General features: G+C 34.0%; 14 protein-coding genes and 2 tRNA genes. 15 read left to right on the top strand and 1 reads right to left on the bottom strand.

Annotated features, from left to right (window positions below):
- From KJ849_00990 to mtaB, 15 genes are all read left to right on the top strand, one after another.
- Complete coding sequence (locus KJ849_00990; protein MBU2599148.1) at positions 1-1,107, top strand: glycosyltransferase family 4 protein; 1,107 nt, start codon at positions 1-3, stop codon at positions 1,105-1,107.
- Positions 1,085-1,810, top strand: coding sequence for a polysaccharide deacetylase family protein (locus KJ849_00985; GenBank protein ID MBU2599147.1), 726 nt, complete (start codon positions 1,085-1,087; stop codon positions 1,808-1,810). The genes KJ849_00990 and KJ849_00985 overlap by 23 nt, the downstream gene beginning before the upstream one ends.
- 489 nt (positions 1,811-2,299) lie before the next feature.
- A complete protein-coding gene (locus KJ849_00980; protein MBU2599146.1) occupies positions 2,300-3,493 on the top strand; it encodes an O-antigen ligase family protein in 1,194 nt (397 codons plus the stop codon).
- A gap of 214 nt (positions 3,494-3,707) precedes the next feature.
- Complete coding sequence (locus tag KJ849_00975; protein MBU2599145.1) at positions 3,708-3,902, top strand: transposase; 195 nt, start codon at positions 3,708-3,710, stop codon at positions 3,900-3,902.
- 11 nt (positions 3,903-3,913) lie between these two features.
- Positions 3,914-4,930: a glycosyltransferase family 9 protein gene (locus KJ849_00970; GenBank protein ID MBU2599144.1), complete on the top strand. Its 1,017-nt coding sequence runs from the start codon at positions 3,914-3,916 to the stop codon at positions 4,928-4,930.
- Between the two features lie 27 nt (positions 4,931-4,957).
- Positions 4,958-5,839: a glycosyltransferase gene (locus tag KJ849_00965; GenBank protein ID MBU2599143.1), complete on the top strand. Its 882-nt coding sequence runs from the start codon at positions 4,958-4,960 to the stop codon at positions 5,837-5,839.
- Between the two features lie 134 nt (positions 5,840-5,973).
- Positions 5,974-6,047, top strand: a tRNA-Cys gene (locus KJ849_00960).
- Between the two features lie 162 nt (positions 6,048-6,209).
- Positions 6,210-6,286: transfer RNA gene (locus KJ849_00955), tRNA-Val, on the top strand.
- 59 nt (positions 6,287-6,345) lie between these two features.
- The gene (gene thrS / locus KJ849_00950; protein MBU2599142.1) at positions 6,346-8,265 is read left to right on the top strand and encodes a threonine--tRNA ligase; all 1,920 of its coding nucleotides are present in this window, start codon (positions 6,346-6,348) and stop codon (positions 8,263-8,265) included.
- A gap of 413 nt (positions 8,266-8,678) precedes the next feature.
- The gene (locus tag KJ849_00945) at positions 8,679-9,785 is read left to right on the top strand and encodes a (Fe-S)-binding protein (protein ID MBU2599141.1); all 1,107 of its coding nucleotides are present in this window, start codon (positions 8,679-8,681) and stop codon (positions 9,783-9,785) included.
- Entirely contained in the window at positions 9,786-10,445 is a 660-nt protein-coding gene (gene tsaB / locus KJ849_00940; GenBank protein MBU2599140.1) for a tRNA (adenosine(37)-N6)-threonylcarbamoyltransferase complex dimerization subunit type 1 TsaB, read from the top strand.
- A 10-nt stretch (positions 10,446-10,455) separates the two neighbouring features.
- The gene (locus KJ849_00935; GenBank protein MBU2599139.1) at positions 10,456-11,481 is read left to right on the top strand and encodes a histone deacetylase; all 1,026 of its coding nucleotides are present in this window, start codon (positions 10,456-10,458) and stop codon (positions 11,479-11,481) included.
- Positions 11,482-11,970 carry a ribosomal protein S18-alanine N-acetyltransferase gene (gene rimI / locus KJ849_00930; protein MBU2599138.1) on the top strand — a complete coding sequence of 163 codons (489 nt, stop codon included), beginning with the start codon at positions 11,482-11,484 and terminating at the stop codon, positions 11,968-11,970.
- A gap of 142 nt (positions 11,971-12,112) precedes the next feature.
- Positions 12,113-13,537: a glutamate--tRNA ligase gene (locus KJ849_00925; GenBank protein MBU2599137.1), complete on the top strand. Its 1,425-nt coding sequence runs from the start codon at positions 12,113-12,115 to the stop codon at positions 13,535-13,537.
- 18 nt (positions 13,538-13,555) lie between these two features.
- Entirely contained in the window at positions 13,556-14,923 is a 1,368-nt protein-coding gene (mtaB, locus tag KJ849_00920) for a tRNA (N(6)-L-threonylcarbamoyladenosine(37)-C(2))-methylthiotransferase MtaB (protein ID MBU2599136.1), read from the top strand.
- Here mtaB and KJ849_00915 read toward each other — a convergent pair whose 3' ends face one another.
- Positions 14,924-15,889 carry a hypothetical protein gene (locus tag KJ849_00915; protein ID MBU2599135.1) on the bottom strand — a complete coding sequence of 322 codons (966 nt, stop codon included), beginning with the start codon at positions 15,887-15,889 and terminating at the stop codon, positions 14,924-14,926. It lies immediately after the preceding gene.
- Positions 15,890-16,110 lie beyond the last annotated feature (221 nt).

Genomic DNA, 16,110 nt, shown 5'->3' with positions numbered 1-16,110 from the left:
ATGAATATTCTCTTTGTCCTTTCTCAGGTTGAGTTGACCGGCGCTGAAACCTATGCTGTTTCCTTGGTGCAATGGCTACAAGATAAGGGTTATAAGGTAACTATGGTTTCGGATACACTCAACTCTAAGATAGCTATTCCCTATTATTCCCTTGACTTAGATAACAGAAAAAGCCTGCTTAATCGGATAAAACATGTAATGTCTTTAACCAGAATAATTCGGCAAGAAAAAATTACTCTCCTTCATGCTCATTCAAGAGCCTCTTCCTGGGTAGCTTATTTTGCCAGTCGAATAACTAATGTTCCCTTAGTAACAACAGCTCATTGTATATATTCTACACGTTTGAGCCGTAAACTTATGCCCTGCTTTGGAGAAAAGATAATTGCTATCTCTGAGGCAGTCAGAGAGCATCTGATTAGGGACTTAGGGGTCAATGATAAGAATATATTCTTGATACCAAATGGCATAAATATAGATCGTTTTAGTCCGCAAACTGCCTCAGCTAAGCTAAGAAAAGAACTAAGGATTCAGCCAGGAGCAAGGGTTGTTTCCTGGGTTGGCAGGTTTAGTAACAAAAGAGGAAAGCTAATAGAAGAAATAGTAAAAAGAGTACTTCCTGAGATTTTAATGGTTATCCCTAACCTTAAGATACTTATTATTGCTGGTGGGGAAAAAAGTGATTCACTAAAGACAAGGGTTGAGGCTATTAATCGGCAATTTAATGATGAGGTGATAAGATTTACTGGCTTACGTCATGATATGCCTTTAATTTATGGGTTATCTGATCTAGTTATTGGCGCAGGCAGAGTAGCGTTAGAGGCAATGGCTTGTAGCCGAGCTGTAATGGCTATAGGAGAAAAGAAATTCATAGGCTTGCTTACCCCTCAAAATATCGAGGAAGGGATATCTACCAATTTTGGTGACTGTTGCCAGATGCAACCAGTTGATTGGAAGGCTATGAGCCAGGCAATAATTAAGGTTTTCAAGAAAGAAGACCAGGTAAAAGAATTATGCAGATGGGGAAGAGAAATCGTTATTTCTAAATTCAATCTAAACATGGTAGCAGAAAAGGTAGTAGCTGTCTATGATGAACTACAAAAGAAATAAACATGTGCCAATATTAGTGTATCATCGGGTAGTTCATATAAAGCCATCTGCTTCTCAGCATGGGATATGGGTAGAAGCTAAGAATTTCAGACGACAGATGAGGCTTTTACATCTTATGGGGTTTAAGACTATCTCCTTAGATATGCTTGCTTCAATAGATAAATTTCCAAAAAAACCAATCATTATCACCTTTGATGACGGTTACCTTGATAATTACCTTTATGCCTTTCCTATCCTGAAAAAGTATGGGTTCACTGCAACCATATTTCTAGTAAAAGGACAAATTGGCGGGGTTAATCAATGGGATATACTGCCCGGGGAAGAGGCAATAAGGCTTTTATCCATAAATGAGATACAGGAAATGTCTGAATATGGCATTTCGTTTGGCGGACATACCATCACCCATCCACATCTTCTGCAATTAAGCAGAGATAAAGCCTTTGAGGAAATAGTTCAATGCAAGAAGGATCTGGAAGGGATTATTCAGCAAGAAGTTACGACTTTTTGCTATCCTTATGGTGAGTTTGACCAAATGATAAAACAAATGGTCAGGGATGCTGGGTTCAAATGCGCCTGTGCCTGCGATACAAAGGCAGATGACCTTTACAAATTAAGACGAATACAGGTATTCCCAAAAACTAATTTGTTCGGCTTCTGGAGAAAGACTCAATGGTGGTATGATAAATATATTCGACTATTTTAGCAGAGCAAACATTAGGTAATATAGTAGTTATTAACGAAAATCGGATATAGGAAATAATGCCAAGCAATAAAAAATAAACTTGTTTGCCCTCAAATTAATTTGCTCTATGTCAAATTTTCATTAATAATTACTATATTAGCACTATTTTTAACAGTCAATAAACTCAAAAAAAGATCAAAGGAGGTTGTTTTACTTATTTTGCTTGAGTATAGCTGTAAAATTAAAAGAAAGATTAACGAAACGCAGACTGGTAAAATTTATAGAAGACTTAATTCCAAGCAAATCTGTTCAATAAACTTATTGCAAAATAAAGAGAGAAAACGATTGAAAGCCCGCATAGTTATTGAGGAAATTGGCTTTTTTAAGAAACTTTTACTCCTAAAATGCCAATTTCCCGTATCAAATATGAGCTTTCAGGCATTTTTCTACCTTATTTTGCCACAAGTTTAATCTATTAAAATTTAGTGAGTCAAAGGAGATGTTTTAAGCATGATTAGCTGCAATATAAAAAGAGAAAAGTGGATAGCTACTTGTAATTACGTCATGTTAGCTGGACTAGTTATTTATAGCCTGAGTGCTGTTGTCTCAACCTCTGGATCAATAGGAGGAGTAATCCTTGCTTTTTTAGGCTGGATTACCAGGATGATCCTGACAAAAAGATTTGAGGCAAAGGGAGTGGCTTTGAACTGGCCTATCGTTACACTTTTAGTTGTACTCTTAGTCTCAACCTTGATCTCGCCACTACCGCTTTTTCAAGGTCTTGATAAGATTCGCTCTCTCGGGGAAAAGATTCTGCTTTATTACTTGGTTATTTACGGGATGAGAAGTAAACAAGATATTAAGTGGCTACTCTTTTGCTTGATTACAAGTTTATGCTTATTATCTGGATATGAGATAGTTTCGTTAATGTGGCATTTTTCGCCAGAAAAATATTTGGTTTTAACAAGTAACAGGGGGACCGGTGGTGGCTTGGGAATGGTTATTCCCTTGGTTGTAGCTCTTATTTTCCTTATCCCTTTATCTTGGAGGATAAAAAAGGGACTGATTATCTCCTTAGTGGTGATGGCTATCTGTCTTATCCTTACCTCTACTCGAGGAGCATGGCTGGGGAATATTTGCGCCTTGACCTTTTTAGGGTTATTTATATCCAGAAGAATACTTTTAGGCTTGGGTATAGTGATTATTATTTCGCTTTTATTCTTGCCTGATCAGCAGAAGCACCGAGCGGTAAACATGCTTAATCTTCAAACCAATGCAGATAGGGTATGTCTCTGGCAAAATGCCTTAGTCATGATAAAGAAACGACCATTTTTAGGTCATGGACCAGGAGGTTATCAAGTTTTTTCTCCAAAATATGCACCAGAGGGTAAAGAGAAATTTTCCTTTCTTTTGGGGCAAAAACATGCTCATAATATCTTTCTTCAGCTTGCGGTAGAAGCTGGAATAGTTGGGCTCTTAGCTCTCTCTTGGTTACTTGTTTCTGCTTTTAGATGGGCATGGATAGTATTTAAGGAAGCAGAAACATCCTTTTCTAAGATTTTGGCTTTAGGAATATTGGCTTGTCTAATAGATTTTCTTGTCCATGGGATGGTAGACTATACCCTATCTGGTCAAACAGGGTATTTATTTTGGTTTTATCTGGGGTTTTTAACCTGGCTGGGTAAAAACCAAAGGTCTACTTGACAAATATTTAGGTTCAAAAACAAGGTCAATTTCAGTAATTCGATCTTCTGTTGTGCATTCAATTTCAATTACATCTGTTATATCAGGTGTCCATTCTTTTTTTTACTTTAATCTGAACGGCGCACTCTATATAGCCCTTATTAACCAAAAGTGGACATAGGATAATACTGGTTGGCATAAGACAAAAAGATTGAATTGGGAGATATTGGAACCAATGTATTTGCTTACATATTCGCCGGATTTAAATCCAATAGAAGAATTGTGGCTGGCATTGAAACGAGAATTTTTTAGTTGGTTTTGGACAAACAAAGAAGATGAATTGGGTAAGCAAGTAGTGAGGGCATTGAAATATTATATCGATCGCCCGTTTCTGATTAAGTCAACTTATACTATGTCAAATTATGATTAATAAGTGCTTTAATGGGTGGAGATAAGGTGCTTGAAGCTAAAAAGATCTTAATTGTAAAGCTTGGATCCATTGGGGATGTAATCCATAGCCTTCCCTTTTTAAAAGCCTTAAGAGATAAATATCCAAAGAGTTTTATAGCTTGGACAGTAGAGTCAAAGTCATATCCTATCCTGGAAGGACATAGTTCTATTGATGAAATTATTCTCTTCGATAGAAGAAATATTTTAAATTATCTTAGAAAGATTAGAAATTATCGTTTTGATTTAGTTATTGACTTGCAACGTTTATTAAAGAGTGGACTAATTACCTATCTAAGCAAAGCTAAAAATCGATTAGGTTTTGATAAAAAGAGGTGTAAGGAATATAATTATCTCTTTACTAATCTTAAGATACCTTCTTTTAGCGATAATAAACATATTATCTATCAATATTTGGAATTTGCTGATTATCTTGGAATTAAAGATGTCAAGATTAAGTATGATCTCTTTATTCCTGACCTTACTCGTAAATATAGAGATATCATTGAAGATAGAAGATTTAAACTAATAATAAATATTGGAGCAAGTAAAAAGGTCAACTTATGGTTTCCAGAATTATTTGCAGAATTAATAGAGACTATAAAGGAGCAATATAAATTTAACTTAATCTTAACAGGAGGAGCATCAGACCGGACTTTAGCTAAGGAAATAAAAGATTTAACTAATGTTGATTATATAAATTTGGTAGGTAAAACCACTTTAAAAGAATTAGCTTTTATAATTAAAAATGGCCATTTATACATTGGATGCGATACCGGTCCTACCCATTTAGCGGTAGCAGTAAATACTCCAGTCATTGGCTTGTATGGCTCGTCCAATCCTAAGAGAAATGGTCCTTTGGGGTATGGAGAATATCTCATCTATAAAGACTTAGATTGCGCTCCTTGTAGAAAAAAGGAATGTCAATATGGAGATAATAGATGCATGAGAGAGATAAAGGTAAAAGATGTTATGGAAAAGATTAATTTATTCTTTAATAAGAATTATTAAAAAGGTTGACTTAATAAGGAAATAGCAATGAAAGTTAGTGGGTTTACTTTTGTTAGAAATGCTTTAAAATACAGCTATCCTATAGTAGAGTCTATCACTTCTATCTTACCTTTGTGTGATGAGTATATCGTTAATGTAAGCGATAGTGAAGATGAAACGATGAATTTAATTAAATCTATTAGAAGTGACAAGATAAAAATAATTGAAAGTAAGTGGAATTTAAATATTAGGGAAGGAGGAAGAATATTAGCCGAACAGACAAATATTGCTTTGTCTTATTGTAAAGGAGACTGGTGTTTTTATTTACAGGCAGATGAAATTGTTCATGAAGACAATCTAGATGCAATAAGGAAAGCCATGGAAGTAAATTTAGATAACTATAATGTTGAAGGTTTATTATTTGATTATATCCATTTTTATGGAAGTTATAAAACAATTTGCCTTGCAAGAAATTGGTATCGAAGAGAGATAAGAATTATAAGAAATAATATTGGTGTTAGTTCTTGGCATGATGCTCAAAGCTTTCGGATAGAGGATCGTAAGCTTAAAGTGATTCATATTAATGCTAAGATTTATCACTATGGATGGGCAAGGGCTGCCAAGGTAATGAAGAAAAAGATGATTAATTTTGCCAAGCTGTATCATAATGATGAATGGATTAAAAAGAATTATGTTTTAGAAAGTGATGAGTATTGTTATAAAGTTCCTTTTAGAATGCGTTATTTTGATGGTTTGCATCCTAAAGTTATGGAAGAAAGGGTAAGGAATGCTAACTGGGAGTTTAATTTTAAGAATATTTCTTGGAAGAAAGACAGAAAAAATATTAAAAATATGATTTCTTATTACTTAGAGAAGATTATCAAGAAAAGACTATTCGAAAGAAGGAATTATAATTTAATTTCTAAATAAGTAATCTTAAAAAAAAGGCAAAATTGAGAAGATTGGTTTAAAGATACCAATGACTAACTAATTACCCAGATAGAACGATTTTCCTTGACAAAACTGGGGGGCTTTGATAAGTTTCTTCTTTAAAGTAGTGATGTGGCGACGTAGCCAAGTGGTAAGGCAGAGGTCTGCAAAACCTTTATCCCCGGTTCAAGTCCGGGCGTCGCCTCCAATTATCAATTATTATTAATTGATTAATATAGCGCTTATTAATGAAAATTTGACATAGAGCAAATTAATTCGAGGGCAAACAAGTTTATCTTTTATTGCTCGGTATTATTTTCTATGGCCGGTTTTCGTTAATAACTACTATAATAATTGATAATTATAATAGGGGCGATTAGCTCAGTTGGTTAGAGCGCTTGCGTGACATGCAAGAGGTCACTGGTTCAAATCCAGTATCGCCCACCAGTATTAAACTTTCAACTTTTTTCCCGATCAATTCGTTGAGATGACAGCAGGGGTTAATAGTGGATAAAATAATTGTTGAATTTGAAGATAATCTTAAAAGAGAATATGAGAAAGGGATCAAGGCAGAGATAATTTTAAATGATCTTAATGAGATTAATAAAAGGACTGTTTTGGCGATAAGAGTAAATGGAGTAGCGCAAGATTTAAAGACAAAGATTAATCAAGACTGTAAGGTTTCTTTTATTACTTTTGAAGATGAGGAAGGAAAAAGAATATACAATCATAGTACTTCTCATATTATGGCTCAAGCCATAAAAAATTTATATGGAGAAGTAAAGTTTGGAATTGGCCCAGCGATTAAAGATGGGTTTTACTATGATTTTGATTTTGGAGTAATAAACGTCAAAGAAGATGATCTTCTCAAGATTGAAGATAGCATGAAAGAGATTATTAAAAAAGACTTACCTTTTGAAATGGTGTTGATGTCAAAGGAAGAAGCAAGAATATACTATCTTCAACAAGGAGCTGCTTATAAATTAGAAATTTTAGAGGGAATAAAAGAGAATGAAATTTCTTTCTATAGACAAGGAGATTTCATTGATCTTTGTCGAGGTCCTCATCTCCCCAGCACTGGATACATAAAAGCATTTAAACTTGTTTCTTTGGCCGGAGCTTATTGGCGAGGTAATGAAGATAATACTATGCTTACTCGAATTTATGGAAGTGCCTTTGATAATCAGGAAGAGCTAAGTGACTATTTAAGTAAGCTTGAAGAAGCTAAAAAAAGGGATCATAGAAAATTAGGAAGAGAGTTAGGGCTTTTTAATATTTATGACCAGGCGGGAGCAGGATTAATATATTATCATCCTCACGGGAGTACTTTAAGGCAAGAAATTTGCCAACTCTTAAGAAGCGAACACCAAAAAAGGGATTATTTAGAAGTAGTAACTCCTCATATGGCTAAAGTAGATTTGTGGGATCGCTCTGGCCATAGTGAATTTTATCGAGAAAATATGTATTTTTTTAAGATAGAAGAGGAACAATATGTGTTAAAACCAATGAATTGTCCAGGCCATATCTTAATATATAAAAGTAAGACTCGGAGTTATCGAGAACTTCCTCTAAAATATTTTGAGTTAGGAACTGTTTATAGACATGAAAGATCAGGAGTGCTTCATGGCTTACTTAGAGTAAGAGGATTTACTCAAGATGATGCCCATATCTTTTGTAGAGATAGCCAGTTACATGAAGAAATAAATAAGATTATAGATTTTGCTCTTTACATGCTTAATATTTTTGGTTTTCATGAATATGAAGTATATTTAAGTACTCGTCCTGAGAAATTTGTAGGAACTATAGAAAATTGGGAAAAAGCTACTGCTGCTTTAAAAGAAAGCTTAGAAAATCGCTGTCTTTCTTATAAAATCGATGAAGGGGAAGGAGTTTTCTATGGTCCTAAAATTGATATAAAGTTAAAAGATGCGTTAGGTCGATCTTGGCAAGGGCCTACGATTCAAGTGGACTTTAACCTACCTCAACGTTTTGAATTAAGCTATATTGATAGCAGTGGTCGAGAAGACGTACCTATTATGATTCATAGAGTAGTTTTAGGGAGTTTAGAGCGATTTATAGGAGCTTTAATTGAGCATTATGGAGGAGCCTTTCCTTTATGGCTCTCTCCTGTTCAAGTAAAGATAGCTACCATTTCAGAGCGACATAAAGAGTATGCTCAAAAAATAGAAAAAGAATTAAAGCAAGTCAAAGTTAGGGTTGAGAGAGATTATCGAAATGAAAAGATAGCTCTGAAGGTTAGAGAAGCTCAAGTATATAAGGTCCCTTATCTAATTATCATTGGAGACAAAGAAGTTGAAAAAGATTTAATTTCGGTGCGGAATTGCCGGAAAAATGTGACCAATATGTCTTCGTTAGATCAACTTTTAGAAGAAATCTTAAAGGAGATTAATGAAAGATCTAAATAGAAAATTTTTGGTTCTTTCTTAATTGAATTGAAATCTCCTTGGGTTCAAATATCCGCAATGTTGATGAATTTTTAGTTTAAAGTAATGAATGTCTTTATATTGATAATTGTCCTTTGGGGACGGCTATCACTTTGTTTTTTTGTCAAAGAGAAAAGAGAGAAAAACAAAAATATGCCGTCCTCACTTATTCTTTAGGCATTTCTTCTCTCTAAATCTCCTCTATTTTTTAAATATTTTTACTTTCTCTTTTCTCTCTTTTACTTCTTCTCTAAAAATAATCTATTTCTACTATCTTTTTACAAAGTTGGGGAATTCGTAAATTTCCTCTTCAGAGCTTGACAATTACTAAATCATCTGGTAATTTAATTCTTTAAATTAAAAGAAATTAAAGAGACAGTGGAGATTTAATAAACTTGACTACTTCAGGGGAACACCTTAAGGTTTTTGAAGATGAGCTTCTTAAGTGTAATAAATGTGGGAACTGTCGTGATATTTGCCCAGTATTTGGAGTTACCAATGAAGAAACGATGGGAACCCGAGGGAGACTTCGTTTAATTAAGGCTTTACTTTACCATGAAATAGATCTCTCTCCTATTTTTATCGATAGAATGTCTAGTTGCTTAAATTGTAAAGCTTGTTTGATAAGTTGTCCCGGTGGAGTAGATGTTAGTAAAATGGTCATTTCGGTCAAAGAGGAGATAGCTAAAAAAAACTTACTTCCTTTATTTTATCAAAAAATAAGGGAGAATATCTTAAAAACGGGAAATCCTTTTGGTCAAGAAAGAAATGAAGAAGAATTAGAGAATAAAAAGAAAAAATTAAAGAAGAGTGAAAATTTATATTTTGTCGGATGTTATAATTCTTATCTTTCCAAGGAGATTTCTAAAAATACCCAAAAGATATTAAAAACTTGGGGTTATAATTTTGTTACCTTAGAGGGGATAGAAAACTGTTGCGGACAACCTTTGAAATATATAGGCGAGACAGAGCTGGCTCAACAATTAGTTAGTAAAAATAAGGATTTGTTTCAACATTTAGAAGCTAAAACTATCTTTACCTCTTGTGCTAAATGTTTTTATAGTTTGAAAGAGAATTTTTCTAAGGATTTTAAGATCTTTCATACCAGTCAGTTGTTTTACCAATTATTTTCCCAAAATAACTTTAAGTTTAAACCATATTCAACTAAGGTAATTTATTTTGAGGGATGTCATCTTGGTCGTCAGGGAGAAGTCTTTGAAGAACCTCGCTTTCTTTTAAAAGCTGTTCCCGAGCTTAATTTATTAGAGTTTGATCTTCATCATCGAGAATCTCGTTGTTGTGGAGGTCCTTTAAGGGAAAGCTATCCAAAATTAGCCCAAGATCTAGCGACTAAAAGGATAAAAGAAGCAGCTGAGAATAAAGTAAAAAAGATTATTACTTGTTGTCCTGCTTGTTTTAAGACTCTCAAAGAAAATATAGAAAGAATGGCTTTAGAAATAGAGGTTTTAGACTTATCATCTTTCTTAATGAAGGTAGTTTAAATGATAGTCTTGGGCATAGAGACTTCTACCTCGGCCGGTAGTTTAGCTATAGTAGATAATGAAAAAGTCTTAGCTGAATATACCTTAAGTAGTTGCTCTCATTCGGTCTGGCTGATGGTAACGATAAAGACGGTCTTAAAAGATGTCGGATTAAAGATAAAAGACCTCCAAGGAATCTCTACCTCTGTTGGACCAGGTGCTTTTACAAGTTTAAGAGTGGGAGTAAGCAGCGCTAAAGGATTAGCTCAAAGTTTAAATCTTCCTCTGGCTACGATTTCTTCTTTAGAGGTATTAGCGGCCAATATCTCTTTTACTTATCTCTCTATCTGTCCAACTATTGATGCCAAAAGAAAAGAAGTTTATGCTGCTTTCTTTAAATATCAAGATCAAGGATTAAGACAAATTACTGAGGACTTACTTCTCACACCCTTGGATTTAGCTTTAAAAGTAAAAGAGCCTACTATTTTTATAGGCAACGGAGTCTTACTTTATCAAGAAATTTTAAGAGAAAATTTAAAAGAAAAAGCCATCTTTCTTTCGGAAATATTTTCTTTACCCAGAGCTTCCTTAGTGGCCAGCTTAGGTGAAAAAAAGATTAAAGAAGGAAAAGCAGCTAACTTATTTGAAGTTGAGCCTCTTTACCTAAGAAGTTCTGTCTAAGGAACAAATTATGACTAAAACAGCTTTGGTTTATCATCAAGATTACCTTTTACACGATATTCCTCTTCATCCTGAAAGGAAAGAACGTTTAACTACCACCTTAGATCTTTTCCAAAAGAAGGGGATTTTAGAAAAAGTAGAACTGATCACTCCTCATCAAGCTAGCGAGGAAGATATTTTAAGAACCCATAATGAGGATTTATTAAAAAAGATTAAGGAGATTTCTTCTAAAGGAAGAGGATCGATAGATGCTGATACTCTTTTAAATGCCCATACTTATCAAGTAGCTCTTTTAGCGGCTGGAGGAGCGATTTTAGCTGCCAAGCTCTTACTCGAGGGAGAATATAAGAATAGTTTTGCTTTAATTCGGCCCCCTGGCCATCATGCCACTAAAAATCAAGCCCAGGGATTTTGTTACTTTAATAATGTTGCCGTGGCCGCTAATTATTTAAGAGAAGTTTATAAGGTAAAGAAGATCTGTATTATGGATTGGGATGCTCATGCGGCTAATGGGACGATGGATATATTCTACCAGACCAATGAGGTCTTAAATATCTCTATTCACCAAGACCCTCTTTTTTTTTATCCAGGAGTAGGCTTTATAGACCAGATAGGAGAAGGAAAAGGCCAAGGTTATACTATTAATATTCCTATGGAAGAAGCGGCTTTGGATATTGATTATCTTTATCTAATTAATGAATTTATAATTCCTAAAATAAGAGAATTCAAGCCTGACTTTATCTTTATTTCTTCTGGAATTGATGGACATAAAAATGATCGCATTTCTTCCCTTGAATTAACGGAAGAAGGCTTTGGAAGGATGAGTAGTTTATTTGTTGCTTTATCAGAAGAGTGTTGCCAAGGAAGATTAGTTGTCTTATTAGAAGGGGGGTATCATTTAGAAGCCTTAGCTTTAAGTAATTATGAAATTATGAAAAGTTTACTGAGCGAATCTAATTATACCACTCCTTTAGAAGGAAAAATCTTAAAATCTACTTACCAGACCTTAAAAAAACTTAAGAGTATCTTTAAATAAATGGTTATCTTAGTTGATATTTTTCCTATGGAAAAGAAGGATCTTCAAGAGATAATGGTTATCGAAAGAGCTTCTTTTATTGATCCCTGGAGTAAAGAGATGTTTCTGGATGAATTTAAGAATAAGTTGTCTTATTTCTTAGTAGCTAAGTTTATGAAAAAGGTAGTAGGATACGGTGGATTTTGGCTTATTTTTGACGAAGCTCATCTAGTTAATCTGGCTATTTCTCCTTATTATCGGAGAAAAAAGTTTGGAGAGCAACTTCTTGATGCTTTACTTAAATTAGCCGTTTTTAAAGCAGCTAAAAGAGCCACCTTGGAAGTTCGCCAGTCTAATCAAGCAGCTCAGAATTTTTACCAAAAATTTGGTTTTAAACCTGTAGCCATTCGAAAAAAGTATTATCAAGATAACCGAGAAGATGCTCTTATTATGTGGCATGAACATCTTATCGATGATTTTGGAGAAAGAGATTTTGGAGGAAGAAGTTGATTAGAACTAGTTTGAAATTGGGATGGCTAACATAGCCACTATAGGAGAAAGAGATTTTGGAGGAAGAAGTTGATTAGAACTAGTTTGAAATTGGGATGGCTAACATAGCCACTATAGGAGAAAGAGATTTTGGAGGAAGAAGTTGATTAGAACTAGATTTGCCCCAAGTCCTACTGGATATCTGCATTTAGGAGGAGTAAGAACTGCTCTTTATAACTGGCTTTATGCTTGCCAACATCAAGGAAAGTTTATCTTACGGATTGAAGATACTGATGTCAAGAGATCTACTCAGAAGTCCTTGCATAATATTTTAGCAAGCTTAAAATGGTTAGGTTTAGAGTGGGATGAAGGACCTTATTTTCAATCCCAAAGAATTAAAATTTACCAAGAATATGCCCAAAAGCTTATTAAGGCTGACAAAGCTTATTACTGTTATTGTCCAGCTAAAGATAAAGAAAGAATAAAAGAAGATTTTTCAAGAGAAGGCGATGTTTCTAAGTATAGATGTCACTGTAAAGATTTAGCTACTTCAAAGATTAAAGAATATGAAGCCTCTATCAAGCCTAAAGTAGTAAGGTTTAAAGTATTAGAGGGAGTGACTGAATTTTTTGACTTAGTTAGGGATAAGATCAGCTTCTCAAACGAGACCATCTCTGATTTTGTCATTATGAAATCAGATGGAAATCCTACTTATAACTTTTCGGTAGTTGTTGATGATGCTTTGATGGAAATTACTCATGTCATTAGAGGAGATGATCATATCTCTAATACTCCCAGGCAAATTATGCTCTTTAAAGCCTTGGATTTTAAACTTCCTAAATTTGTCCATCTCTCTATGATCTTAGGTCTGGATAAAAAAAGACTTTCTAAAAGACACGGGGCTACTTCTCTTACTTATTTTAAGAAAGAAGGATACCTTCCCGAGGCTTTAATTAATTATCTTTCTTTATTGGGTTGGTCTACAGTTGATAGTCAACAAATCTTTTCTAAAGAAGAATTGCTAAAAAAGTTTTCTTTAAAGGGCTTAAGTAAAAATCCAGCTATCTTTGATTATGAAAAGATGCTCTGGATGAACGGTGAGTATCTTAGAAAGCTAAGGGTTGAAGAATTAACTAAAAACTTGATAGGCTTTCTTAAGAAGACCAAGAATTATGTTTTTTCTCGAGATAATTGGTACCAAGAAGTAGCTCTTCTTTACCAGACACGAGTAAAGACGATTAATGAAATCTTTTCCCAAGCTGATTATTTATTTAAAGAAGATATAGAGATAGAAGAAGAAGCTGCTCAGATGTATTTAGATAGGGAGGAAGTAATTAAAATTTTAATGAAAGTTAGAGAAGCTATTTCTCAAATCTCTAACTTTAATCAAAAGAATGTGGAAGAAGCTATTAAAGAATTAATGATAGGACTTCAAATTGGAGCAAAGGAGATCATTCATCCTTTAAGAGTAGCTCTTACCGGTAAGACCGCTAGCCCAGGAATCTTTGAAGTTATTTACTTATTAGGTCAAGAGATGGTTTTAAAAAGAATTGACCGGGCCCTATGTTTAATTAAAACAGGAGAATGAAGAAAAGAGAATGGAGCAATGAAATTTTCTAACCAAGGCTTAAAGAAGAGTTTAGCTGTGGCTACTTTAGGCTGCAAGGTTAATCAATATGAAAGCCAAGCTATTAAAGAGCAATTTCAAGCTTCGGATTTTACTTTGGTCAACTTTTCAGAAAAAGCTGATGTTTATGTGATTAATACTTGTATGGTTACTAAGAAGAGTGAGAAAGAATCACGACAAATAATTAAAAAAGTTAGCCAAAAAAATAAAGAAGCTAAAATTATTATTACTGGTTGTTATGCTCGTTATTTGCCAGAAGAGATCTTTAAGAAAAAAGGTGTCTTGGTTGTTGATAATCAAGAAAAAGATAAGCTATTTAACCAATATCAACAAGATCAAAACCTTAATCAAGAACTTAATCAAGAAAGAAAAAAGACTATCTTTTCTCCTCAATATCAACAAGATCAAAACTTTAATCAAGAAAAAGAAAAAACTTACCAACCTTTATTTATCAAAGATTTTCAACAAAAGAGTAGAGCCTTGGTTAAGGTCCAAGATGGGTGTAATAATTCCTGTAGTTATTGCCTTATTCCCCATCTTCGCGGAAGTAGTCGTAGTAGGCTTTTTAGAGAAATAGAAGCAGAAGTTAAAGAACTCACTCAGAAAGGTTTTAAAGAGATTGTCCTTACCGGAATAAATTTAGGTCAATATGGAAAGGACTTTTTTCCAAAACTTAGTTTAGCTGAGATGATAAAAGAACTTTGCCAAAACTCAGACCTTTTGAGAATAAGGTTAAGCTCGATTAATTTTCCAGACATAGATGAAGAATTAATTGACTTGATGGCTAAGAATCCTAAAGTTTGCAAGCATTTCCATATTCCTTTACAGAGTGGAAGTGGCTATATTCTTAAACAAATGGCTCGCCATTATTCTCCTCAAGAATATGAAGAATTAGTGAATTACTTAAGAGAAAAAACTCCAGAAATTGGCCTCACTACCGATATCTTAGTTGGTTTTCCCGGAGAAGAAGAAAGCCACTTTCAAGAAACTTATCACTTAGTAAAAAGACTACAGTTTAGCAGAGTTCATCTCTTTAAATATTCTCCCCGACCCCAGACTAAGGCTTACTTGATGCCTTCTCAGGTTGAGGAAAAGGTTAAGCAGCAAAGAAGTAAATTGCTTCACCAGTTATCTCAACAAAATAAGCAATCTTTTCTGCAAAGATTTAAAGAAAAGAAGGTAGTGGTCCTAATTGAAGAGTATCAACCTTCGACGGAACTTTATTTTGGCTACAGTAGTAACTACTTTAGAGTGGGGGTCAGAAGTAAAAAAGATCTGGTTGGTGAAATGGTTGAAGTAATTATTAAAGAAGTAAAAGAAGATTACGGAGTAGGAGAAAAAGCTTAATTACTTACTTACTCTTTCCTTAGCTTTAAAGACAGAAGGCCATTGGAATTTAGAAAGCTCTTTGCGCATCTTTTTTTCCCAGACTAAGATTAATTCATTAATCTCATTTTGGAATTCGGAGTCTTCTTCTACCGTTGTAGTATTTATGAAATCTAACATATATTGATATAATTGAGTAACCTTATTTACGGGCACATCACTTCCAAAGACAAGATTTGCTCTAATGAGCTTGTCGGCTTCTTGAACCCGATAACGCATCTTTATCTTAGATTCAGACTCTACTACTTTTCCAAGTCCTTTACTAAAATTAGTGACATTAGTTTTACTTTCTTCATAAAGCAAGAAGAGATTATTATCTAAAGAACTTAAGCCAATGTTAGGAATACTCAATGAAGAGATCGAGGCGTCTTTAATCTCATCCATAAAAGCACTAAAAGCTTTTTTTAAGAGCTCCTGGTTTTTTAGCCTTGATTTAATTTCTTTTACTTGCTCTTCCATGAATTGAATGATCTTCTGGCGGTCTTTAATATGATCTTCAATCTCTCTTAGTGGTTCCTTAAGTTTTTCTAACCATTCGTGAAAATCTTTCTCCGCGATAAGTTTCACGATAAAGAGAAAATAAAGCTCACCTATCTTTTCAATAAGACCTCGAAGATATATCCCTTCTTCTTTAGTCGCTCCATACTTTTCTAATTTTTGGACTTCTTTAGCCACAAAGAGCCAGGTTTGATCTTGAATAGCGTGGATACCACGAATAGCCCGAAGAGCTTCTCCTGCTTTTTCTCTTTCTGCTAAAGGTCTTTCAGGATCGCTTAATATCCTTCTCTGATTAGGAGCTACATCTAAAGCCCAAGAAGCATTCCCTAACTGGTTAGAAAGTATTTCTGACCATTCAACTTGAGGGATATTATCTCCGTAAGGATTAGTATTTTTTAATTCCGAAAGGTCAATTAAAGAATCAGTCATCTTTGCTCTCATGACGTTAAAATTTTTTTCTTTATTTAAGATACAAGAATAACCACAAAGTTGTCAAGTAAAAATCAAGATTTTGTAACAGCAAAATGAAAATGTCCTGTTTTCCGTTAAATAGAAATGTCCTATTTTGTATTAGATAAAAATGATCTTTTATATGGGTTTATTTTAAACTTCCTCCAAGGGTGATCCAATGGAAGAATATGCACCTTTCT

This window comes from bacterium (assembly GCA_018830565.1).
In the GTDB taxonomy this organism is placed as follows: Bacteria; UBA9089; JAHJRX01; order JAHJRX01; family JAHJRX01; genus JAHJRX01.
This window is presented reverse-complemented; position numbering and strand designations above follow the sequence as displayed.